This is a genomic window from Desulfovibrio sp. Huiquan2017 (assembly GCF_017351175.1).
Lineage (GTDB): Bacteria > Desulfobacterota > Desulfovibrionia > Desulfovibrionales > Desulfovibrionaceae > Pseudodesulfovibrio.
The window spans coordinates 1-23,173 of the sequence record NZ_JAFMPN010000016.1; the positions used below are offsets into that span (position 1 = coordinate 1).

At 59.6% G+C, this 23,173-nt stretch carries 15 protein-coding genes and 1 riboswitch; of the genes, 11 read left to right on the forward strand and 4 right to left on the reverse strand.

Going from position 1 to position 23,173, the window contains the following annotated elements; all coding sequences use genetic code 11:
- The first annotated feature begins 33 nt into the window (after positions 1-33).
- Positions 34-258: a DUF6538 domain-containing protein gene (locus J0909_RS18580; RefSeq protein ID WP_353616782.1), complete on the forward strand. Its 225-nt coding sequence runs from the start codon at positions 34-36 to the stop codon at positions 256-258.
- Between the two features lie 1,088 nt (positions 259-1,346).
- A complete protein-coding gene (locus tag J0909_RS14260) occupies positions 1,347-2,942 on the forward strand; it encodes a sensor histidine kinase (protein WP_502757446.1) in 1,596 nt (531 codons plus the stop codon).
- 104 nt (positions 2,943-3,046) lie between these two features.
- On the opposite strand, the gene J0909_RS14265 is transcribed toward J0909_RS14260, so the two are convergent.
- Together J0909_RS14265 and J0909_RS14270 are read right to left on the reverse strand one after the other, a co-directional pair.
- Positions 3,047-11,236, reverse strand: a complete 8,190-nt coding sequence (locus tag J0909_RS14265) for a hemagglutinin repeat-containing protein (protein ID WP_207263856.1) — start codon at positions 11,234-11,236, stop codon at positions 3,047-3,049.
- A 10-nt stretch (positions 11,237-11,246) separates the two neighbouring features.
- Positions 11,247-12,992: a ShlB/FhaC/HecB family hemolysin secretion/activation protein gene (locus J0909_RS14270; protein ID WP_207263858.1), complete on the reverse strand. Its 1,746-nt coding sequence runs from the start codon at positions 12,990-12,992 to the stop codon at positions 11,247-11,249.
- Between the two features lie 444 nt (positions 12,993-13,436).
- Here J0909_RS14270 and J0909_RS14275 point away from each other — a divergent pair, with 444 nt between their 5' ends.
- The 3 genes from J0909_RS14275 to J0909_RS14280 all read left to right on the forward strand — a co-directional run bounded on the left by J0909_RS14275 (position 13,437) and on the right by J0909_RS14280 (position 15,278).
- Positions 13,437-14,063 (forward strand): response regulator, encoded by a 627-nt coding sequence (locus tag J0909_RS14275; RefSeq protein WP_207263860.1) that lies wholly within the window; start codon positions 13,437-13,439, stop codon positions 14,061-14,063.
- A 655-nt stretch (positions 14,064-14,718) separates the two neighbouring features.
- Positions 14,719-14,832 (forward strand): DUF6538 domain-containing protein, encoded by a 114-nt coding sequence (locus J0909_RS18585; RefSeq protein ID WP_353616783.1) that lies wholly within the window; start codon positions 14,719-14,721, stop codon positions 14,830-14,832.
- 26 nt (positions 14,833-14,858) lie between these two features.
- Positions 14,859-15,278: a hypothetical protein gene (locus J0909_RS14280; protein ID WP_207263862.1), complete on the forward strand. Its 420-nt coding sequence runs from the start codon at positions 14,859-14,861 to the stop codon at positions 15,276-15,278.
- On the opposite strand, the gene J0909_RS18590 is transcribed toward J0909_RS14280, so the two are convergent.
- A complete protein-coding gene (locus J0909_RS18590) occupies positions 15,252-15,623 on the reverse strand; it encodes a methylenetetrahydrofolate reductase (RefSeq protein ID WP_207263864.1) in 372 nt (123 codons plus the stop codon). The genes J0909_RS14280 and J0909_RS18590 overlap by 27 nt on opposite strands.
- Positions 15,624-15,680: 57 nt before the next feature.
- The gene (gene metE, locus J0909_RS14290; RefSeq protein ID WP_207263865.1) at positions 15,681-17,951 is read right to left on the reverse strand and encodes a 5-methyltetrahydropteroyltriglutamate--homocysteine S-methyltransferase; all 2,271 of its coding nucleotides are present in this window, start codon (positions 17,949-17,951) and stop codon (positions 15,681-15,683) included.
- A gap of 117 nt (positions 17,952-18,068) precedes the next feature.
- Positions 18,069-18,254, reverse strand: a riboswitch (cobalamin riboswitch).
- A 572-nt stretch (positions 18,255-18,826) separates the two neighbouring features.
- On the opposite strand from metE, the gene J0909_RS14295 reads away from it, so the two are divergent.
- Genes J0909_RS14295 through J0909_RS14320 form a run of 6 tightly spaced genes read left to right on the forward strand, consistent with a single transcriptional unit; the run spans position 18,827 to position 23,173 of the window.
- Positions 18,827-21,049, forward strand: coding sequence for a heavy metal translocating P-type ATPase (locus tag J0909_RS14295; protein WP_207263866.1), 2,223 nt, complete (start codon positions 18,827-18,829; stop codon positions 21,047-21,049).
- A 9-nt stretch (positions 21,050-21,058) separates the two neighbouring features.
- A complete protein-coding gene (locus tag J0909_RS14300) occupies positions 21,059-21,373 on the forward strand; it encodes a hypothetical protein (RefSeq protein WP_207263867.1) in 315 nt (104 codons plus the stop codon).
- On the forward strand, positions 21,370-21,954 hold the full coding sequence (locus tag J0909_RS14305; RefSeq protein ID WP_207263868.1) for a hypothetical protein: 585 nt from the start codon (positions 21,370-21,372) through the stop codon (positions 21,952-21,954). Before J0909_RS14300 ends, J0909_RS14305 begins: the two co-directional genes overlap by 4 nt.
- A 27-nt stretch (positions 21,955-21,981) precedes the next feature.
- Positions 21,982-22,521 carry a magnetosome protein MamC family protein gene (locus tag J0909_RS14310; RefSeq protein WP_207263869.1) on the forward strand — a complete coding sequence of 180 codons (540 nt, stop codon included), beginning with the start codon at positions 21,982-21,984 and terminating at the stop codon, positions 22,519-22,521.
- A 21-nt stretch (positions 22,522-22,542) separates the two neighbouring features.
- A complete protein-coding gene (locus tag J0909_RS14315) occupies positions 22,543-22,929 on the forward strand; it encodes a YtxH domain-containing protein (protein ID WP_207263870.1) in 387 nt (128 codons plus the stop codon).
- Positions 22,930-22,933: 4 nt separating this feature from the next.
- A complete protein-coding gene (locus tag J0909_RS14320) occupies positions 22,934-23,173 on the forward strand; it encodes a hypothetical protein (RefSeq protein WP_207263872.1) in 240 nt (79 codons plus the stop codon).

Below are 23,173 nucleotides of genomic sequence, written 5' to 3' on the forward strand. Positions count from 1 at the left end.
CAAGTTACGTGATTGTCTTCTTTTCGGCGTGATTTGACCCCGAGGGGTCAAAATGATGGGTCAAAGTACACGGAATCGTCTGCCGCCGGAGACGTCACATGCCGCAAATCGCACGCTCCCCGAACCACCTTTACCGCAGGCTCAATCCATTACTTTCACCACGTCATCCCGCATGACCTGCGGGACTCGTTGGACCGCTCCGAAGTCAGGATGTCTCTCCAGACCGGCTACTTGGCCGAGGCAAGACCCAAATACTGACCAAGATGAGGAACGGTGAACTCCCCATGGATGATTTCGACCAGATAAAAGTGTTCATGACTGACTGGCTCAAGCGTTTCCTGAAGGGAAATGAACTTTCACGCCGTTAACAGGGGTTCAAATCCCCTTGGGGACGCCAAGGAAAAGACCTTACGCCATGCGCGTAAGCGCCTTTTCCTTTTCACGTGCCACCCGCAAGTGTCATTTTTCCAGGATGAGCTTCCGACCGCATCGACCAGGTCCGCATCCAGGGCATCCGCCTGGAATACCTTCAAGCTCTCGTGCCATTCGGCGGTTCGACGCCGGTCTGGCTCACGCACACCTGGTGGAACCATTCGTGTCGGAGGCCGTGCAGGGTGCCCTGGCATCCTTGCCGGTCAGGCCGTGTTTCCCGGCAGCATAGTCCAAGGCGGTACAGCCATTCGCCCCTCATATGATCGGGCATGAGGTTGTCGAGGTCTTTCCGGTTTAAAGGCGTCACATATTTTCTTCATTAATCCAATTCCCTTACGAAAGTTTATTGATAAGGCTCAGTGTCCCTTGTATGGTCGCCATACTGTTGCCCGAACAAGGCTGGCCCCTTTTCCCCCTACATGGGATTGTGAATGAACCGCTTCAAACCGAACCTCCGCCCCGGCCCCCGTCCCGCGGCAGCCTTCCTGATCATTGCCGCGCTGCTCATCCTGGCCGCGTGCGTGCTTTCGGTGCGCCCCACGCCCCAGGCCGAGAGCGGGGTTCTCGACCTGAGTACCTATGACCCGGCCGCCCTCGGCCCGGCCGCCTTGGACGGCCAGTGGGAATTCTACTGGGACCGCCTGCTGAGTCCGAACGACTTCGCACCGAACGGAGATGCTCCCGGTACGACTGGCTACCTCGCCTTTCCGGGGACATGGCAGGGCTTCCGCCTTGACGGCAAAAAGCTGGACGGCACCGGCCAGGCCACCTTCCGCCTGCGTATCAAGCTCTGGCAACACGCCCGGCGGCTGGAGCTNAAAAAGCTGGACGGCACCGGCCAAGCCACCTTCCGCCTGCGTATCAAGCTCTGGCAACACGCCCGGCGGCTGGAGCTGCGTCTGTTCGACATCACCATGGCTTACAAGCTGTGGGCCGACGGCGAGCTCGTCGCGCAAAGCGGCACGGTGGGAACGGACGCGGAAACAGAAATCCCCCGCCGTTCACTGGTGCTGGCCGAGATCGAACCCAAGGGAAGCGACCTGGAGCTGGTGCTTCAGGTCTCCAACCACCATTTCCGCCAAGGCGGCGTGCTCGACAGCATAGAGATCGCCCCCCCCGGCCCGCTGCAAAGGGCTCAAAACCGGCACCGGGCCATATCCTTCCTTTTCGCAGGCTGCCTGATGATCGCGGCCGTGTACCACCTCTTTCTCTATTACAAGAACCGAAAGCTGCCGTCGGCCCTCTACTTCGGGATATACTGCCTGCTCATGTTGGGCTACTGCACCACTTCGAACACCTCGTTATGGGCCGCAAACCTGTTCCTCCCGCCGCTGCCCCCGGCCCTCGCGGAATATTTCCCGCTATTTTGCTATCTCGCCCTTGGCCCATTTCTCTACAGATTCTTCAAATCCCTCTACCCGCAGGAAATCCACACGATAGTCCAGCACATTGTCGATATCCGATTGGCGATCTTCGTCATCCTTCTCCCGTTCGCCCCGGACTACAACATCTCCCAATACATCGCCCTCGCCATGCTGGCGAGCGCACTCTACGGCATCTACTACGTCCAACGTCTCATGGTCTGCGTGTGGCGGGGGCGCAACGGCGCGGGACTGCTGCTCACGGGGTCCGTGGTCTTCCTGCTCACCAGCCTGAACGACACTCTGGCCCACGCCAAAATCATCAACAGCGTGTATCTCCTCGAACCGGGCATGCTCTTTCTTGTCGTCACCCAGTCGCTGGCGCTGGCCAAGCGGTTCACTCACGCCATGGAGGCCGAGGAAAAGCTCTCCGGGGAACTGGAGCGCAAGAACGCCTCGCTGTTAGCCGAAATCGAGAAACGAAACCGGCTGGAGCGCGCAATCGTCAACATTAGCGAGGAGGAACGCCGTCGCTTCAGCGTCGAGCTACATGACGGCCTATGTCAGCAGCTCGTCGGAGCGCGGCTGCACGCATCCATCCTGACCGATCAGCTTTCCGGCACCCAGGAAGGCAAAGCCATGGCCAGCCTGACGGCCATGCTCGAAGAAGCCTCCAACGATGCCTACCGCACCTCGCGCGGGCTCTGGCCCGTGGAGCATGATCCAGCGACGCCCGGTCCCTCGCTGGAGGACTTGGCGCGCACAATCGCCCGGGACACCGGCATTGCCGTGACCTTTGAAAACGACTGCCATTGCACCCAGTGTACCAACCCCAATGTGACCACCCTCTACCGCATCGCCCAGGAGGCATTGTCCAACGCGGTCAAACACGCCCGAGCGGGCGCGATCCGCATGCAGCTGCGCTGCCCCGAACAAGGCGGGATCGCACTCATAGTCCGCGATGACGGCATCGGCCGGGATGAGGCCGCGCGGCAAACACGCTCCAAGGGCGGACTGGGACTCAGCATCATGGCCCACCGTGCGGGCATGATCCAGGCGGACCTGCGGATCGAGGACGAATCGGGCCATGGCACCAAAGTGACCTGCATCGCCCCCTGCGTCGTGGCCGCAGCGCTCGACCAAAAATAAGAAGGCTTGGAAGCAAGCACTTCCAAGCCTTCGCCACAGGCGGGCGGAGAGGACCGACGAATCCGCAGGACAGCGGGTTCGGCCCACTCCGCCGCGCGCCTTTTTTACGGACGAGGGGGAACGGCACCCCCATTTTGCACGTTCTTCATGGATAACGGCGGGACAACCCCTGTCGCCGGAGCCGCTCCGGGCGTCGTCGCTGCGCCTGCGTTGGATTGGTCATATACCGGGACCGTGCTGACGCCCTCGTTCACTGCTGCCGGGCCGGAGTTGCTGTCGACATTCAAGAGCGTCGTGTCCTCCACGGTTCTCCGTTCGATGCCGCCAGCGGCATCGATATTCTCTCCGGAAGCGGCCTCGACGTCCGTGTTGACCAGCGTCGTCTTGCCACCGGCAGTGATGTTCAAGGCGCCATCGGCATTAATGGTCGCCCCCTCATTCCGGGTACTGCTTCCACCGCCTATGCCGACGTAACCGCTCGAAGTATTGTCCGTATCCTCGGCTGTGGATTTGAACACCCCGTTCTCCACCTTCCATTCGCTCGAAGTCACAGACTTGGCCCCGGCCGTACCGATCGACAGACCGTCGCCGGTCAGTTGGTCTGCCGTGCCGGTCTTGACCGCATCCGTCGTCTTGGTCGACGCACCGGCCTGCTTGGACTGCGTGGCGTTCGAAGGCGTCGCCGTCTTGCCCGCCGTCCCGGTCTTGACCGCATCCTTCGTCTTGGTCGACGCACCGGCCTGCTTGGACTGCGTGGCGCTCGACGGCGTCGCCGTCTTGCCCGCCGTCCCGGACTTGACCGCATCCTTCGGCTTGGTCGACGCACCGCCCTGCTTGGACTGCGTGGCGCTCGACGGCGTCGCCGTCTTGCCCGCCGTCCCGGACTTGACCGCATCCTTCGGCTTGGTCGACGCACCGCCCTGCTTGGACTGCGTGGCGCTCGACGGCGTCGCCGTCTTGCCCGCCGTCCCGGACTTGACCGCATCCTTCGGCTTGGTCGACGCACCGCCCTGCTTGGACTGCGTGGCGCTCGACGGCGTCGCCGTCTTGCCCGCCGTCCCGGACTTGACCGCATCCTTCGGCTTGGTCGACGCACCGGCCTGCTTGGACTGCGTGGCGTTCGAAGGCGTCGTCGTCTTGCCCGCCGTCCCGGTCTTGGCCGCATCCGTCGTCTTGGTCGACGCTCCGGCCTGCTTGGACTGCGTGGCGTTCGCAGGCGTCGTCGTCTTGCCCGCCGTCCCGGTCTTGACCGCAGCCTTCGTCTTGGTCGACGCACCGGCCTGCGTGGACTGCGTGGCGTTCGAAGGCGTCGCCGTCTTGCCCGCCGTCCCGGTCTTGACCGCAGCCTTCGTCTTGGTCGACGCACCGGCCTGCGTGGACTGCGTGGCGTTCGAAGGCGTCGCCGTCTTGCCCGCCGTGCCGGTCTTGGCCGCATCCGTCGTCTTGGTCGACGTGCCGGTTTTAGCCGCATCCGTCGTCTTCGCCGTCGTTTGAGACGACTTGGCCGGGATCGGCTTTTCGATTTTCTTGTTGACGGAACCGGCTATCGTTATGCCGAAACCGGATTCTGTATTCTTCGTGGCGGTAATATTCACATCGTCCTTAGCCGCAATACCGACATCGCCCGAGCTGGTCATATTGGTTCCCACCAGGTTCACGTCACCGCCCGAAGCATTGATCTCAATTCCACCGGCTCCCGCAGAAACGCTGCCTGCCTGCTGAACCGTCTGGTTCTTCTTTCGGAACTGAATACCGGCCGTAGCTGCTTCTTCCGTTACCGCAGTGGAAACGGTTGCACCGTCAGCCTGCGCGTTCGGCGACGCAACCGGCGGCGTCGTGGCTTGCCCTTTGTCCGCGCCTGTGCCGCTTACAGCCTGCTTGGCCTTGAGTTGCTGCATCACGGTACCATGCTTATCCTGCCAGGTCGCCAAGTCCTCGTTGCTCTGCGCGCTTCCGTCAGAACCTTGCGTGCCGCCGGTTCCGGTCTTGGCCGCAGGTGTCTGCGGTGTCGTTTTAGTGGTTTTATTTGTTTTTGATGCAGAAGTGGAAAGCGCAACGCCAACGGCCGAGGACTTGGAGGTGCTTTCAGCCGCCTCGAAGTTCACATCGCCCCCGGCATTGATACTGGCTTTATTCCCTGCGGCCAGATCGGTACCTTCAAGGTTGACGTCCTTACCGCTGTTTATGACGAGGTTGCCGCCGGAAGAAAGGCTTCCAGCCGCTGCCGTGGATTCCTCGGCCTTGCTATGACCCACCTCCGCAGTGACATCAACGGATTTGCCATCGGAGGTTCCCTGAGCGTTCGAGGATTTTGACGTCCCGACGCCCAATCCCGCACGGACACTTGTGGATTTGCTCTCGGAGGTACTGTGGGCTGCATTAATGGCGACACCTTCCGCACCGCTGATGGTCGCATCACCGCCGGCCGCCATATTGGTGCCTTCCAGCGTGACGGCTTTGCCTGCGTTCAAAGTCAGGTTGCCTCCAGTTGCGATGCTGCCTGCGGTGGCGGTTACGGAAGAGGCGGTTTCCTTGCTATAGCCACCCGCAACCTTGGCGTCCACGTTCGACTTTCCCGATCCTCCACCTGCGGAATCTCCTACATTAACAGACGCGCTGGCGTCATACGAGGTTGTGCTGGAGCTCGCAGTGTCTTTGGCGGCGTCGAAGGCAATACTGCCACCGGCATCAATGGCTGTGTCGCCTGTGGAGGAAAGATTGGTCCCTTCCAAGCGGGTATCGCCTTTTGTTTTAATAGTAATGTTGCCGCCGGAACTGATGCCGCCGGCAACGGCGGTGGTGGAGTTTGCACTTGTGTCCGTTTTGCTCGTGCCGCCGGAGACGCTTGCCTCAAACCCCTTACCCGAGCCTCGCGTGAGGCCTGCACTCATGGCAGCATTGACGTTACTGTCGGATGAGGACGAGGTTTCAGTATTCTCCGCAGCCTTGAAATCCAGGGAACCCGCTTCAAGTGCCACTCCTTGGCCCCCGCTGAGCTGCGTTCCTTCCAAGGTGGTCTTTCCGGAAGTCACGCTCGTAATCTTTCCGCCGGTCTTGATGGTGGAAACAACAGCCTCGCTGGATGCGGACGCACTCTTGTTGTCGTCTCTGCTGTAGCTGGCCTTGATGCCTGCGCCAACCTTGGCTGTCGCTTTAGCTCCAGCGCCCGCTTCTGCCCCGCCCGCATCTAGACCGACTCCTGCGCTGGCCGTGACGCCCGCATCGGCCTTGGCATATACGCCTATTTTGGCGGTATCGGATGTGCTTGTGCTTGTCTTGTAGCTGGTATTGGCCGCAGCCCGGCTGTCGTAAGTCTTGGCTGTCTGGCTGAAATCGCCGCCCGCTTCGATGGCGGTGCCGACATCGGTGATGCCGTTCTCTGCGGTACGGGCAATGGACCCGGAGCCGGAAGTAATGGAAGACACCCGGGCGGTGGTGCTCCCTTCAGCACTCGTGGTCTTTGAAACCTTTTGTTGTACCCCAACGGACAATTCGGCCTTGACGCTTCCCGAAGCACTCACTCCCGCATTGGCGCCGAGACCAGCATTGGCCGAGGCAGAGGTTTGAGCCTTGGCGCTTGCTTTGCCGTCAATATACAGACCGGAGCTCGTTTTGGTCGTCGAAGAGGTGCTCGTATGGCTATCCTCTGCGGCCAGGAAAGACATATCCTTTGCCGTAATATCCACGCCTGTCTCACCGCTCAGGTCGGAGCCCTGCACGACGAGATCCTTTTTGGAATTGATCGTAAGATTGCCGCCGCTGGCGAGCGTTGTTCCCTTATTGACAATATCGGTCGTCGTGTCCGTCGTGGTCTTGGTACGGAGAAGGTCGATACTCGTGCTGGAGTTCGCGTTGGCGGTTGCCGTAGCATTAGCACCGGCGTTGGCGCTTCCGGTTTTGGCATTTGCGCTGGCTCCGGCCGTCGCCTCGGCATCGGCCGAATTGGTCGTGCTCGCGTAAAGACCAACCTTGACCGTAGTGGTTTTGCTGGTAGCAACGTGGGTGTCTTGTGCCGCAAGGATATTCACGTTTTCGCCGGAGAGATTGGCGTCCCCGCCGGTTGTCACCTCTGCACCCCGCAGCGTGACGTCGCTCTTGCCCGTGAGGGTGAGATTTTTGTTTGCGTTAATCTGAGACGCCACGGCAGTCGTAGATTTATCTAACGAATCCGTGGTCGTGGTTTTCAGCAAATCGATCCCGCCGGCATCATTGGTGGCTGATGTCGAGGCACTCGCCTGGACTTTTCCCGAAGTGTCGACCGAAGCGTCCGTTGATGAGGATTTCGTATCACCGTCTCCACCGGAGAAAGAAAGAATACTGATCTTTTCAATGTGTGTCTTCGTGCTCGCCGTATCGCGAGCTTCCAGAACATTTAGATCCGTCCCGGCAATAGTAACATCGCCTTTGGCGTTCAGCTTGGCGCCCTGAAGCGTGGCCGTTTTTTCGGCGGACAGGTTCATGTCGTTGCCGGTAGAAACGGTCGAACCAACGGCCTTGGTCTGCTGGCGCTCCGTAGTTTTCGTTTCCTTACCATACAAGCCGCCAGAGACAAAAAGACCTGATTTGGTCTTAGTAGTAGCCACTCCCTTGCTGTTGTTACGAGCCAGGATATTGATATCTTCCCCGGCGTCCAGATCCGCGTTGCCGCCAGCCTTGATGGAGGAACCGGCCACGGTGATGTCCTTCTTGGCCGTCACCGTCAAATTGCCTCCGCTGGAAAGCGTGGAGCCTATCTGTTTCGTTCTGGTGTACGTGGTATCGGTGTTTTTGGAATGCGTATGCGCTGCTGCCCCCCGCTGCATGGTATCCAGAACCACGCTATTGCCCGCGGTCAGATCGGCATTGCCCTCAGCGGCAATATTGGCCCCCAAGTTTGTAATATTCTTTGCCGCATCGAGTTTCAGATCTCCGGTGGAAACGATGCTCCCCGTTTTACCCATGGTCGTCGAGCCGGGGTGCATGACCAAGGTCTTGTTGAGGATGCTGCCGTCAGTGGAGGACAGGGCCACATCGTCGCCTGAAATGGTGCCGCTGGTATTGGTGATGTCACCTTTCGTGGTGACGTTCAACGTGTTGGCTGAAATGGAGCCGCCCGTGTTGGTCAGTGACTTCAGGTTGAGATTGGCAGTCGTTGCGGAGATATTTGTCCCGTCGCTCGAGGCGAACATCTGTTTGGTCGAAGCCGCCAGATAGACCACCGGCGCCAGCACTTTCTGACCATCGACAACGGTCTCCACCATCCAGAGCATGTCTTCCGTGAGTAAAGATTGCTGATACGCACTCAGCTTCGTGCCCATTTTCAGACCGAGCGTTCCCGCCTGATTGGCAGCGCTATCCATGAGACCTTGCATCTGCTCTTTTTCGTTGGAATATTCCGGGAGGAGATTGCCACCTGTCTTGGAGGCCAACTGTTGACCTACGAGATATGTCTCATAACCTGCATCGCCCAAACGCTTGAGCACTTCATCGGAATCGAAGTTGTTTTTCGCAAGAAGATACTCACTGCCCAGGAAGTTATCAATATCGGCGTACAAAGGATTGGATTCTACCAGATAACTGGCATTTGAACTCTTATTGGTGACGAACATGCCATTGGGGTTAGTGGGCAGATTCAGCGTCAAGCCGAGAAAAGTCGTTCCTGTTGCCGTCAGAGCGGCAGGAGAGCCGGTGCTTGGCGAACCGCTGTTCGCCAGTGAAACATTGTCAACGTAGAGATTTTCGGCCCTGATGTATGCTTTTTGTATAGTAGTTGGCAGTACCGTGACGTCTTCACTCGCATACTGATCTGGTTTATCATCGTCCTCATAGTCCAATTTGATCTCTTCAGTTCTCTTTCTATTAAGTACTATATCGGTATTGTCGAAGGATGACCCTGAATTCCCAATAATTTTTACGTTATTGCCGGAAATTGAACTTCCTAAATTGAGACCGGAATCAAATCCCTGAATGGTTACCGTTCCTTCGCCTCCGCCATTGATATGCGGTGTAAACGCAGGGGGGCCTCCAAGAAAATATTCAGATACATAGAATACTATACGATAATAATCGGCATGATCCTTATTATAAAGAAATGTGCTTGTACGATCCTCTTGATAATTATTGTAAGACCGTATAGCGCCATTCTGGACCTGATTCTTGAATTTTTTCGCTGTAATTGTAATGTTATTTGCCGCATCAATGTAGCTGCTATTAATAAAACTGTTAGCAGTAATTGTTGTATCATGTCCAGAACCAATGGTTGCAAGAGGTGTTTGCGGTGTGGAATCATTATTGAATGTTTGGCTTGCTGAAGCTATCAGATCGTTCCCGGCATACAGTGCTCCTGCGTTTGTTAGGCTGCCTTGCGAACTGGCGATCAAATTATGCGCAGCAGAGATACCTCCGGTAGACTCGTTTTGGAAAAAACGGGCCTGTATATCAAGATCATAGCCGGAATAAAGCATGCCATAGTTAATAAAATTAGAAGAGACAACGATATTACCTGCACCCGACCCCGAAGTGGCGGCCAAAATACGTGAAGTCGAATCCCCCGTTCCACCAACAGTCAGCCCGGACGTCACCGTCACGTCCATGTCCCCGGTACTTTCCATGGAACCGCCGTCGGTGACTCTCAGCTTTCCGGTTCCCATGTGCATAGAACCGCTCAACAGGTTGCCCGTATTGTCGACGGATCCGCTGTTTGCGGTCGTCTTGCCTCCGACATCAAGCAAACCGTAGGCGTGCATGGAGCCGCTGTTACGGAAGTCACCGTCAACACGCACGAGGATATCGCCGGCGTCTGCCGTCATAATTCCTGCGTTGATCAGATCGGTGCCGGCAAAGAGGCTGATATCTCCTGCGGCGCTCTGTACGCCCTGCCTGACTCCTGCGTCGAAGGTCATGCTCCCGGTGGCTGCTGTCAGGTCCATATTGCCCGTAGACTTGAGTGCGGCGTTACCGAAAAAGAGGTCTCCGCCCGTGGCGGTCACTCCCATGGAACCGCCTGAATTCAGGGTGGACAGAGAGGAAGCGCCGACAGCAAGACTCTGGGTGAGCAGGGAAAAAACGGAACCTGCGCCATAGTAGACACCGTCAAGATTCCATGCGGCGGAACCGATGAGACTGACCGCGTAGCCGTACCGTTTGTTGGCATCGGTAATATCTGCCGTAGCGGACGCCGTGTCGGTCAATGTCCCAAGATTGTAAATGAGACCACTCTCGGCCTTGATACCACCGCCAGTAAGCATGGCACCGCCGTTGGTGGCTGTCAGGCTGAGGTTGTGTCCGGCGGAAAGGTTGGCGTCAATCGCCTTTACGGCATCAGCCCCGGCATCTGTACTGGTGATGCTCAAATCACGCTTGGCCGAAAGCCGGCTGGCGATCTCGATCTTGCCGGAGGATGTAATGACAAAATCCTGGGCCGTGGCTGCAGCCTCACCCTGCATGCGGACGCCAACGCCCGTCTCAGTGGCCTTCATGTTGATGAGGTTCGCATACATGCCGCCCAACGCGCTGGAATCAATGGCCCAAGTCGGGGCTGCTTCCGCTGCATCGGAGGCGATGGCACGGGTCTCGCCGGTCTCATGATTCCAATGATTCGAACCCGCCACCATGTTCAGGGTCTGCGCATTGACCTGTCCCTGAACGGCGATCTTGCGGGAAACGAGATTGAGAACCTGCTGAGCGCTCGCGTTGATGCCGGTACCCGTAATGAGGATATCCCCGCCGCGCACGTCGAAGCCGTTGAGCACGCCGCCCGTCATGTCGGGCGTCCCGGTAACGAGGCTGGCCTTATCCGTATTGAGGAAGCCGCCGCCGCTGCTGGTGATGCCGAAGGGGTTGGCGATGATGACATCGGCCTTGCCACCCAGGACTTCGGTAAAACCGTTCAGGTAGGTGCGGCTGTTCCCTGTCACTTCATTAAGGATGATGCGCGCCTGATGGCCAGCGGCAAGATTCGCGTTGCCCGCGACCTGCCCGGCCAGCTGGGACCGTCGATAGGCCTGGCTCATGTCTCCGTTATTCAGCACCAGCCCATGTGCATCGACGTTATAGCTCGTGAAGGCGTTATGCGACAAGCCGGAGCTGTTAGGCGCGGCGATGTTGACCACGGGCACGCCGTTCCCTGCAGGCGTGACAGTCGTATTCGTCGCCCCGGAGGGAACCGGGTCCGCCGCCAGGACCATCTGAGGCGGGCACAGGAGCAGGAGACACAAGAGCCAGACCAGTGATCTGAATCCGAGTTCCATGCACTGTTCACCCATCTTGCGCGTCATGATTTTTCGCATTGTAGCGTGCCGCATCGTCGTAAACATAAGAGGCTCCTTAAAAGCTCACGGTTATAGCCGCAGAGAATTGCACCGGTTCCCGCTCAATGGCGGTCGGGACGGCTATGGACTTCGCAGCGGACAACTCGCCCGACAGGTATTTGCCGGCAAAACGAATTCCGAGCGCCGCACCCGAAAGTTCGGCGTCGTTGGTGGTCTTGAATTGTTCTATCCGGCCCATGTCGAAGCCGATGTACGGCCTCAGCGTGACGCCGATGTACGGGAGCGGGGGCAACGACGTGGAGATTTCGTTGCGGACGTACAGGGCGCGATCACCTGACAGGCTGTTCCGGTTGAAGCCGCGCACGGTGTAGAAACTACCGACCGTCAATTGCTCCGACCCATACAACGGCACCAGCGCGTACTGCCCGAAAAGCTGGCTGCTGAAGACAAGGTCCTGGGTCAGAACCTCGAAAGGGACGGTCACACCGGCGGAATATCTGAATTTTGCTCCTTGAGCTCGCGGCGAGGAGGTCGGCGCATCGCCTTGGTCCCTGAGCGCGCCGAATTCCATGAGTCCCTTGCTCCATCCCAGCCCGCCGTTGAGGATGAACCCGGAAAAGCGGGAAAACCAATTGACGTCCACATCCAGAGTGGCCAGCTTGCGGCTTGAAATCTTCAAAAACTCACCATCGAGATAGTTCCTTGAGTTCTTGGTATTAAGGGCGACGAGCGTGGACAGTTTCTGGTTCTGATCGCGGTAGGCGACCCAATCCAGTTCACCCCGAAAGGTCTCGTTCGTACCTCTGGCGACGAGGGTCCTGGAGCTGGTTTTTACGGGAGAGCGGTAGCTGGAGTTGCTGTAGAAAAGCTGGACCCCGTAATAGCCGAACGGCACGGAGTAGTAGAGGCTGTCGGAATTGGAATCACGGAACCTCGCATCCTCGAAAAGCGTTTCCCGGTGCGTATAGTTCAGGTAATCATTGAGGAATAGCGGATGGTCCACGCCTGCGGTCACGGCTCCCTGATGGCGACCCGTCGAAAGACCGCCCAGATTGTCCAGGGTGCCAGAGATAAACAGGGGCAGAGATGGGGTGTTGGTGATGGTGACGACGCTGGCGCCCGCTTCCGCTCCAGGGCTTATTTCCATGGTGGCGCTGTTGGATTGCAGACGGTTGATCTGATCCAACCCCTGCTCGATATCCCTCAAATTGAGCGGCTTCCCCGGAACAAACGGAAACGCCGTGGAGAGATTCACGCTCCTTTTGTCGCCGTCCTTGAGGATGAGCCGCTCGACCTTGCCTTCGACGATGAGGATCTCAAGCCGCCCATTGGTCAGGTCCTGCGCCTGCACATACGGCCGCACGGCAATATACCCGCGATCCATGTAGGCCTTCAGTATCTCACTAAGGAGCTTCTCTATATCTTCCACGTAGAGGCATTTGTTCAGGTAGGGAGCCGTCAAGGACTTGGTGACGCTCTCCGGCAGAAGCGTAACCCCGGTAAGCTCTATTTCCTGAATATCCCTGCACATGCCGCTCTTTTGCAGGCTCGGAGCCGGGACCTCCGGTACCGCCTGAGGCGTCGTTTCCTTCCCGCGATTGGAATCCTTAAGCAGTTGCTGCTTCATGCGCTCCTGCTGTTCGTTCTGAATGCGCTGGGCCTCGCGGTTGGCGGCCTCAATCTCGGCCGGAGTAACGGACCAGGCCGGAGCGGCAAGCGACATCACGCAGCAGACAAGCAGGGCCGCAACAGACGCATTTCCAGACAACCTGCTGAAACAAATAGAGAGAAACTTGAACATATAGTGGCACCCGCGCAGGACAAAACGTGTTGAATGGCTTCGAATAAAAACGGATAGAGCCTTTTCGAAACATTAATGTCTGCATATAACCGATGACAGGTTTCAGGTCTGTAAGGGGATTCCCCTACAAGGTACACTTTTTTTACAACAATCCGGTTTTATTCATGAATTCATCGACCAAGGCCACCTTGCAATCCCGATGCTTCGATGCTAACTGCTCAAGCCGGTTCTGTTTAAACAGTCCGTGTCGAGAGTTGACGAAGCGCATCAATGCCTTTTCGTCCCCTGCCCTTCACCAACGTTCCAACAGCGGACCGGGTCATTCCCTGTGCCGGGCGAGGGGTGCGCGATTTCTTGACTGAAGCCGCGCGGAGAGGCTGAACGGGTCTGCTGGACAACACCCCTTGTGATACCAACATCCATTTAATATAATGAGATAAAACCATGATTCCTACACCGGTTCGGGGGATGCGTATTTTCCTGGTGGATGACCACCCCTCCATTCTTGATGCGCTGCAGACCATTTTCATGCGGAACAACCATGAGGTGGGCACGGCAACCAGCCTGGAAAAGACCGAGGAAGCCCTGGCCACTTTCGAGCCGGACCTGGTCGTGGTGGATTTGAGCCTGTGCGGAGAGAGCGGCCTGGATCTTATCGCGCCGCTGGTGGAGAGGGACGTTCCGGTCCTCATCTACTCCATGCACGAGGACGCGGCGACTTTGCGAAGAGCCTTGCAGGCGGGGGCAAGCGGGTATGTCTCCAAGCGCGAGCCCATGTCTGTATTGCTTGAAGCCGTGGATCATATCTTCGCGAGTAGGCAGTATATCAGCCCCCTGGTCTCGCTCAACCTCGAATCTTCCTTTTTTACCCAGCCCCAGCACGCGCTCAGCGAGCGGGAAAGGCAAATACTCGCCTTGCTGGCGAAAGGGGAAACCAATGCCGAAATCGCTGAATCACTCAATATCAGCATCCGCACGGTGGAATCGTACTTTACCCGCATGATCAGCAAACTGGATTTGCCGGGGATGAAGGATCTGCGCAAATACGCCATAGCCGATGGGCGATCATAACGCCTCCGGGCCGACGCCCCCCTCGAAGCGCCCTTAGGCAGGATGCCGGACTTAAGCCGGTCCCGGAGCTTGTCGGCAGCCCCTCCACCGCCACGGCATTCCAGCCGTCGGGACCGTACCGAGCATACATTTCTCGTAGCTACGTTCGTAGCCTACCGCTAAAACGTACCGGAATGTATTTTCCACGTTTCTCCCCCATCACCACCGCACCCGCCCAGTTTACGGATTCTCCTATTAATTCGATGGCACGCCCGCCCTGAAGCCCAAGCGCAACCGCCTGACAGAATAATTGCAGTGAAGACGCTGCGGACAACCGCCACGCAAGCTCCGGCGGCAGGGTTTCTGTCCCCCCGCCGTTTTTTTCACGAGCATGACGCAAACAGCCGTCAGGGAAACCAAGCCCTTCGGGCGGACGCTTCGCGATCCGGCCTTGCCCCGACGACTTTGCTTGTGTCGTCATCCGCTCAGGCGACGACGAGAGGGATGACGGTTTCGACTCCGACTCAAGAGATGGCGGAAGGACCGGCTATGGACTCTAAAAGCCACAGAGCCCATGCACCTGTCCACCTCAGTTTTGCCGCTAATTGGTCCAAATAAGTGAACCCACTTCCGCCGCAAATCGCGCGTTCCCCGAACCACCTTTACCGCAGGCTCAATCCAGTACTTTCGCCACGTCATCCCGCATGACCTGCGGGACTCGTTGGGCCGCTCCGAAGTCTGGATGTCTTTCCAGACCGGCTACTTGGCCGAGGCAAGACCCAAATACTGACCAAGATGAGGAACGGTGAACTCCCCATGGATGATTTCGATCAGGTGAAAATGTTCATGAATGACTGGCTCAAGCGCTTCCTGAAGGGAAATGAACACATTGCCAGCAACAACCTCGCCACGCCCAGCCCCCACACGCAGTATGTGCCGGGATACACCGCAAAGGGGATCGGCCGGCTCAAGGATCTGATGGTATCCAAGGACTATGCCACTATGCGGAATTGCATACTCATGGCGGCTGAAGACGGGGCTTTCGGTCCACCGGATTCGCTCCCCTGCCCGGCGAGTTCGCGCACGAATGCATCAAGACACTTATTATCTACTATCGCATCATCAGCCACCGTGCCGAAGGCGATTCCGCATTTGAAAAAACCGTTCTGCCGCCTGAACCTGAGACTTCATAGCCACAGGAACCCAAGCTCAAATCCTGCTTTCCGAAGCCCCTGAACGATACAAAGCGGACAGGATCGCCGCCAAACGCTGGAGCGAAGTCCGAGTCCGCGTTGAACTTGTGGCAGGTCCAGCAAAGGCCGTCGTCGATGGACGGGGATTCCGGGTGGGCGTCGGGATAGCAGGCAGTGGCCACGCCCATATTGGCTCCCCTTCCCTTACGAATTCCACCAGATCCGAGGCGTAGTGAAAGCCCCGCCAGATATCCGCCGGGTCCCGGTCCGCCATGTCGCCGCGCAGGGTCAGAATATTGTCTATGCCCGCGTCCCGCAGTCGGTCCAGATGATCGGCGGGGCCCAGCCTTTCCGCCCCGACGCAGGTCAGGTGGGCCATGATTTTCATTAAATATACTTTGTTACGGGGCGGGCCTTGAGGCCCGCCCCGGTAAATCGTTTCGGATCAGGCGCGTTCCCGGCGCAGCCTTTCGGCCGCCCGGACCATGTTACCGAGCGAGGCGATAGTTTCGGGCCAGGCGCGGGTCTTGAGGCCGCAGTCCGGGTTAACCCAGAGCCGTTCAGCGGGGATGACCGCGAGCGCCTTGTGCAGGAGCGAGTAGATCTCCTCCTCGTCCGGCACGCGCGGGCTGTGGATGTCGTAGACGCCGGGGCCGATCTCCGCCGGATAGTCGTACTGGTTGAAGGCGTCGAGCAGCTCCATGTTGCTGCGGCTCGCCTCAATGCTGATGACGTCCGCGTCCATCTCGGCAATGGCCCCCATGATGGCGTTGAATTCGCTGTAGCACATGTGGGAATGGATCTGGGTCTCGTCCCGCACTCCGGCCGCGGTCAGCCGGAAGCAGTCCACGGCCCAGCGCAGGTACGTCGCCTGGTCCGCCTTACGGATCGGCATGCCCTCACGGAGAGCGGCCTCGTCGATCTGGATAATCTTTATGCCCGCCGACTCCAGGTCCAAGACCTCGTCGCGCATGGCCAGGGCGATCTGGCGACAGACAATGTCTCGGGAAAGATCGTTGCGCACGAAGCTCCAGCAGAGGATGGTCACCGGCCCGGTGAGCATGCCCTTCATGGGCTTATCCGTGAGGGACTGGGCGTACAGCGCCCAATCCACGGTCATCTTCTCGGGGCGGGACACGTCGCCGTAAATGATCGGCGGCTTCACGCATCGGCTGCCGTAGCTCTGGACCCAGCCGTTCTGCGTGAAGCAGAACCCGTTGAGCTGCTGGCCGAAGTATTCGACCATGTCGTTGCGCTCCGGCTCACCGTGAACCAGCACGTCCAACCCCAACGCCTCCTGGCGCGCGACCACTTCGGCGATGTGGCCCTGCATGGCCTTGACGTAGTCCGCCTCGGACATCTCGCCCTTCTTGAACTGCAACCGCTGTTTCCGGATCTCGGCGGTCTGGGGATAGGACCCAATGGTCGTGGTCGGGAACAGCGGGAGATCGAGCAGGCCCCGCTGCACGGCGGCCCGCTCGGCAAAGGGCGAGGCGCGATCATACATGTCAGGCGTGACCGCTACCGCGCGTTCCCGCACCCGCGCGTCCCTCACGTCGCGGTGCGCCCCCCGGGCCAACAGGGAGGCCTTGTTCTCGATGAACAGGTCGGGCTTGTCGCCGGTAGAGGAAGCCTGCTTCAGGACCGCGATCTCCGCGCACTTCTGTACGGCGAAGGCCATCCACTGCTTCAGTTCCGGGTCCAGCGCGGTCTCGCCTTCAACGTCCATGGGGGAATGGAGCAAAGAGCAGCTCGAACCGATCATGATCTGAGCAGGCTTTGTCCGCTGGCAGGCTGCGTTCACTTTTCGCAGGGCGGTCTCCAACTCGGTCTTCCAGACGTTGCGTCCGTCCACCAGCCCCAGGGAGAGGGTCAGATGCGACGGCAGCTTGTCGAGGATCTCACCGAGTTGGCCGGGCCCCCGGACCAGGTCCACGTGCATCCCGTTCACCGGCAGGGACAAGGCCAGATCGAGGTTGTCACCCAGGGTGCCAAAATACGTGGCTAGCAGCAGGCGCGAACTGACGGCGGCCGCCCTGAGGCGGGAGTAGGCCGCGCCAAACGCCCGCTTCGCCTCCTCCGAAAGATCGGTGCACAGGATCGGCTCGTCCAACTGAATCCAGGTGCAGGTCCCGTCGAGTTCGGCGATGATCCGGCAATAGGCCTCAACCAGCCCGTCGAGGTGAGCCCACCGGTTGCAACCGCCGGTTTCCTTGGCCAGCATGAGGAAGGTGATAGGGCCGACCAGAACCGGTTTGGGGGAATGCCCCAGTTTGCGGGCAGACTCGACGGCGTCGAACAGCCTTGAGCCGGTCTTGGCAAAGGTCGTGTCAGGGGCCAGCTCCGGGACGATGTAGTGGTAGTTGGTGTCGAACCACTTGGTCATTTCCATGGCCGGGATGCCCTTTTCGGCATTGCCCCTTGCCATGTTGAAATACGTGGTCAAATCGATTTCGCCTCCGGACCAGCCGAAACGCGGCGGGACCGCGCCCAGCATGGCCACAGTGTCGAGGACGTGGTCGTACAGGGAAAAGTCGCCGACCGGGACGAGGTCGAGCCCGGCATCGGCCTGGATGGCCCAGTGACGATCCCTGAGCCCGTCGGCGGTGGCGACCAGTTCGGTCTCCCCGATCTCGCCCCGCCAGAATTGTTCCAGGGCCCATTTCAGTTCCCTGTTTGCCCCCATGCGGGGAAAACCCAAAACGTGCGCGTGCATGTCTACTCCATGGTTGAGAGTGAAAGACAAGGAGCGCATCCCGGCAACGGGCGATGAGCCGAAACGACATCATGCCGTCCTCTTTGCTCTGCAACACCAGCCCGCTCGCGAGTCCGTTCGCGCTCCGGCAAGACGTCTTCTGGCTTCCGGCCCCATCATGTTGAATCCCTTCCCGAATCCGGTGGTCATCAACGGGTATTGCCGGTTACAGCGGCGCGTCCGCAGCGGCTTCTCACCGCTTTCCGTTTCTTGCCAAATCCATATATCAAGATATTTTGATATATACTCTTGCCGGGCTTTGCAAACCTTTTCCCGCCTCGTCAGAGAAAACACGAACGGACGATCTCCGATTGCCCATATCTTTTGCCCGTCAACCACAAGACGTTCGCATTGCACCTACCCGATACACCGCGTTCCCCCCCTTGGCGCCCCTGTCATCGACTCGAACACAGCCTTCCGCCTGGTTTTTCAGACTTTCAAGCTGTACCCGGGACATTGAAGCCTCATTATGAACGCCAAGAAAAACACGCGCTCACTGTGCGACAAAATCTGTTGCCGCCAGGGCCTCCCTTTCGCTCGCCCCTATTCCCGTCAGGTCCCTGTTCGGCTGTGGGGCAAGGCCAACCACGGCTCAAGGCTCACTCGCATCCCCCTTGTCCCGGAGCGCGGCGAGTCGGAGATCAATCCACTATTTTTTCGTGACATTGATAGTAACTTTCAATATCAAGCAGAAGGCACGGCGGTTCGATACGGCTGATTCATAAGTGGAACCGTTAATTGTGAAAAGAATGTCTCCAACAGCCCGGCGCAGATATTCGTTATCAGAATCATGATTTGTGTATTTCAGACGCTACGCATAACCCACTGGTACAGCCATGACCGAAACAATCGAAATACGCCACGCCATCCCCGGCCGTATCCGCTACAGGATCAACGGACTACGACGCAACCAGGACCTGGCCCGGCAAATGACGGACAGCCTGCTCCGGCTCGATTTCATCGAGACGGTCAGGCCGAACCTCAAGTGCGCGAGCCTGGTGGTCTCGTTCACGCCCGACGAAACGCTGCCGCTCCGGATCTTGGACGCCCTCCGCGAAGTCCTGGGGATCACCCCAGCCCTGCGCGAACTGCCTATGGCCGGGGTGCCGGACTGCGCCTCCCCGCTCTGCGAATGCCGGGCCTGCCAGGCTACCCGCACCGGCTGCAATCCGGTCAAGGGAGCGTTCAGACGATTCGCCGTCATCAGCACGGTTATGGGTGTGGTGGGCGTGCGCTCGCTCCTTTTCGGCTTCTCCGTGACCCAGACCGCCTTCAGCCCGCTGGGACTGATCGCGGTGGGATTCTCCCTGCCCCTGTTCAAACAGGCATGGGAGCAGATCCGCTCCAAAAGGTTCACCCTCGAAGCATTCCTGGGCGTGAGCTGCGTGGCCGCCGTGGCTGCGGGCGAGGCCCTGACCGCCTTCGAGGTGCTCTGGATCAACTCCGGAGCCGAACTGATCAAGGCGTGGATCACCGAACGCTCGCGCAAATCCATCAGCCGCATTCTTTCCGTCTCTTCGCACCACACCTTCGTGCTGGTGGACGGCATTGAAGTGGAGAAGGAGGTCTCCGACCTGGTTCCCGGCGACGTGGTCGTCCTGCACACCAGCGAAAAGGTCTGCGTGGACGGCGAGATCGTGGACGGCGGCGCGCTCATGGACGAAGCGCCGATCACCGGGAGGTCCGACTTCGTTGCCCGTCAGGCGGGCGACCGGGTGATGGCCGGAACCTTTGTCCGCCAGGGCGTCATCTACGTAGAGGCCCAGGAAGTCGGCGACCGCACCTATCTCGCCCGGATTCTCAGGATGGTCGAGGATTCACTGGAGAACCGCGCCCCCATCGAGGGCGTGGCCGACCGCCTGGCCGCCAACCTGGTCAAAATCGGTTTCGTCGTCACCGGCGGCACCCTGCTGCTCACCGGCTCGTTGTGGCGGGCGTTTACGGTCATGCTGGTCATGGCCTGCCCCTGCGCCACGGTGCTGGCGGCGTCCACCGCCGTGTCCGCCGCCCTGAACGCGGCAGCCCGTCGAAACATCCTCATCAAGGGCGGCAGGTACCTTGAAGAAATCGGAACCACAGACACCATTTGCTTCGACAAGACCGGCACCCTGACCACCAATGAGCCGGTCCTGGCCCGCATCGTTCCGCTGCCCGACGCCACCGAGGAGTACATCCTGGGCCGGGCCGTGTCCGTGGAGATGCACAACCATCACCCGCTGGCCCAGGCCGTCAAGGCCGAAGCCGACAGGCGGGGGATGGAAGCCGAGGCCCATACGGTCTGCGAATACTTCCTGGGCATGGGCATGCGCGCCGAGGTCGGCGGCAGCGAGATACTGGTCGGCAATTCCAAGCTCATGGAAATGCACGGGGTGAACGTGGAACCCGCCCGCCGCAAGGCGGCCCCCCTGCGCCGCCAGGGCAGGACCGTACTCTTCCTGGCCGAGGACAAGAAAGTGCTCGGTCTGCTGGCCTTCGACAACATGATCCGCCCCGAGGGGCGGGAGGTGGTTCGCCGACTGCGCAGGGGCGGAGCCGACGACATCGTGCTCATCACCGGCGACGAACCGAACACCGCGGCCGACCTGGCCCGTCGGCTGGGCATCGCCACGGTCCACGCCTCGGTCATGCCGGAAGACAAGGCCGATATCGTGGACACGCTGCAACGCGACGGCGCTTCGGTCATGATGGTCGGCGACGGGGTCAACGACGCCCTGGCCCTGGCCCATGCCGACGTGGGCGTAGCCATGGGCGCGGGCGGCAGCGAAGTGGCCATCGAGGCCGCCGACATCGCCCTGGTCGACGACGACCTCGGCGGACTGGTCTATGTCCAGTCGCTGAGCCGGGCCACGCTCAAAGTGGTCAACCAGAATTTCTGGATAGCCACCGGTTCCAACCTGTTCGGCGTGGCCCTTGGAGCCACGGGTCTGCTTTCCCCGGTCATGGCGGGCCTGCTGCACATCGTCCACTCCCTCGGGGTGCTGGCGAACTCGGCCCGACTGATGCGCTACGAGCCCCCCGCCATCGAGACGGCCCCCCTGAACGACAGCCCGCACGCATAGGACCCGACCATGGATTTCAACACCCTCATGGGACTGCGCCGCTACCTGAGCATTCAACACCACGTTCCCGGCCGCATCCGCATCAAATTCTCCCTCAAGCTTCTGGCCGACCCGCGCGCCCAGGCGCTCAAAGAGGAAAAGGAAGGCCGTACGCAGCCTTCATGGATTCGCCAGACCAAGGTCAACATGTTCACGCGCAACGTCATCATCGAATACGACCCGCAAGTGGTCCAACCGGAAAAACTGCATGAGGCTCTGATCACGAAGGACGAGGCGCGGTTCAGCGAACTGGCCGCCGAGTTCAAGGCGATCCTGGAATCATGACACCAAATAGAGGAGAAAACCGCATGGATTACATGAATCTTCCCCAAGGAACTCCCCAGTTCGAACAGAACCAGGGCAATCCCGGCCAGCAGTCCCAACCACAGCCGGACGGCTACTACCAATTCCAGCCGGGACTCGGCTTCGTCCAGGTGCAGGTCCCGCAGGGCGACCCGGGCCAGCCCGTGGGTGGCCAGACGCAACAACCTCTGGGCGAAGCCGCTCAGCAGGCGGCGTATCAGGCGGCACAGGCGCAACAGGCGGCACAGGCAGAGCAGGCAGGCATGTTCGGACAGGGAACGCCGGAAGGCGCGCAACCCAAGTTCGACCAGCAGCGGCTCGGCAAGATGTATTCCACCGTCAGCGACGTCATGAACGGCGAAGCCGATCCCTCCTCGCTCATCGGCCTTTTCGCCGAGAACAGCGGTGATTTCTGGAAGGGGGCGTTGGTGGGCGCAGCGGCTGCGGTCCTGCTCAACAACGACGCGGTCAAGGGCGCGCTCGGCGGGCTCGTCGGCTCGGTGGGCGCCATGTTCGGCGACAAGGATCCGGATGGAGAACAAGTCACGGTGGGCGGCGAGTAGCCCCGGAGAACAAGGAAGGACAAACACATGACCAACAAAATCAACACGAAAACCAAATACGTACCCGTCCTCGGCACGGCGATGGGCGCGGCCTTGTTCGGCGCCGTTATCGGCGGTACCGCCGCAGCGGCCAAGGGTATGCGCGAAGTCAAGGCGGGCCGGGCCACCGGTCAGGAAGTGGGCGCGAGCATCGCCCGTGAAGCCGGTTCCACGGCCGTCGCCGTGGGCGCGGCCACCGCCGTGGTCGGCGCGCTCAGCCTCGGCCCGTTCCTGTCCACCCTGGGCATCGCGGCCCTGGCAACCGGAAGCAAGTACGCCATGGACTCCCTGCTTCAGGGGAAGAAGCCTGAACCGGCGTTGGCCGGTCCGGCTCAGAGCCAGACCGCTGCATCCGCTGTCAAGGCGGACACCGGGAAAAAAGCCGCGGCTAGGAAAACCGCCGCAAAGAAGTCTCCCGCGAAAAAGGCCGCCACCAAGAAGGCCGCCCCCAAAAAGACCACTTCGTCCAAGACGGCCAAGGCCAAGACAGGGAAATCCACGCCAAAAACCGAAACCGACAAGGCATAACCCCCTCGAAAGGAGCAGACCATGAGCGATTACTACGTGAACCAACCGCAGCCCGGCGCATCCTCCCAGGAGGGAGCCTACATGAAAAATCCGCAGCAGCCGTCCTACTATTACCAGGACGCCAATCAATACGGCGCCGCCAATGCCCAGGCCGCAGGCATGAACCCCGTTACGGCACCTTCAACCAGCCAGACCGGCGCGATGACCTCCTGGTTCAATTTCACTTCGTCGGACTACCTCAAGGGCCTGGCCCTGGGCGCGGGCGTGGCCCTGGTGGCCACCAATCCCACGGTCCAGAAGGCTGTGGTTTCGGGTGCCGTCAAGGTGTGGGCCGCCCTGCAGGGCGGCGTCGAGGAACTCAAGGAACAGGTCCAGGACGCCAAGGCGGAACTGAGCCAACAGGACTAGCGCCATGGCCGACACCAACACCGCAAAGCCCCCTTTGCTGCCAGCCATGGACACCCGGACCCAGCGGACAGTCGCCAAGGCGGCCATGGCCGCATCCCTGGGCGTCCTGGTGGCCACCGGGTTGATGGAAACCAACCACACCCCGACCCTGAAGAAGGTCCACATGTGGTCCGGGTTCGCCCTGGTCGGGTTTTCCTATTGGCACTACTCGCTGTACAACAAGAAATCCGGCGGCGGAGCGTAG

Excerpts from the sequence above, each read along its gene's own strand:
- J0909_RS18590 (WP_207263864.1), bottom strand. The coding sequence starts at position 15,623 with ATGAAAATCATGGCCCACCTGACCTGCGTCGGGGCGGAAAGGCTGGGC.
- J0909_RS14310 (WP_207263869.1), top strand. The coding sequence starts at position 21,982 with ATGACCAACAAAATCAACACGAAAACCAAATACGTACCCGTCCTCGGC.
- J0909_RS14280 (WP_207263862.1), top strand. The coding sequence starts at position 14,859 with ATGGATGATTTCGATCAGGTGAAAATGTTCATGAATGACTGGCTCAAG.
- J0909_RS14305 (WP_207263868.1), top strand. The coding sequence starts at position 21,370 with ATGACACCAAATAGAGGAGAAAACCGCATGGATTACATGAATCTTCCC.
- metE (WP_207263865.1), bottom strand. The coding sequence starts at position 17,951 with ATGCACGCGCACGTTTTGGGTTTTCCCCGCATGGGGGCAAACAGGGAA.
- J0909_RS14295 (WP_207263866.1), top strand. The coding sequence starts at position 18,827 with ATGACCGAAACAATCGAAATACGCCACGCCATCCCCGGCCGTATCCGC.
- J0909_RS14300 (WP_207263867.1), top strand. The coding sequence starts at position 21,059 with ATGGATTTCAACACCCTCATGGGACTGCGCCGCTACCTGAGCATTCAA.
- J0909_RS14270 (WP_207263858.1), bottom strand. The coding sequence starts at position 12,992 with ATGTTCAAGTTTCTCTCTATTTGTTTCAGCAGGTTGTCTGGAAATGCG.
- J0909_RS14315 (WP_207263870.1), top strand. The coding sequence starts at position 22,543 with ATGAGCGATTACTACGTGAACCAACCGCAGCCCGGCGCATCCTCCCAG.
- J0909_RS14265 (WP_207263856.1), bottom strand. The coding sequence starts at position 11,236 with ATGTTTACGACGATGCGGCACGCTACAATGCGAAAAATCATGACGCGC.
- J0909_RS14260 (WP_502757446.1), top strand. The coding sequence starts at position 1,347 with ATGGCTTACAAGCTGTGGGCCGACGGCGAGCTCGTCGCGCAAAGCGGC.
- J0909_RS14320 (WP_207263872.1), top strand. The coding sequence starts at position 22,934 with ATGGCCGACACCAACACCGCAAAGCCCCCTTTGCTGCCAGCCATGGAC.
- J0909_RS14275 (WP_207263860.1), top strand. The coding sequence starts at position 13,437 with ATGATTCCTACACCGGTTCGGGGGATGCGTATTTTCCTGGTGGATGAC.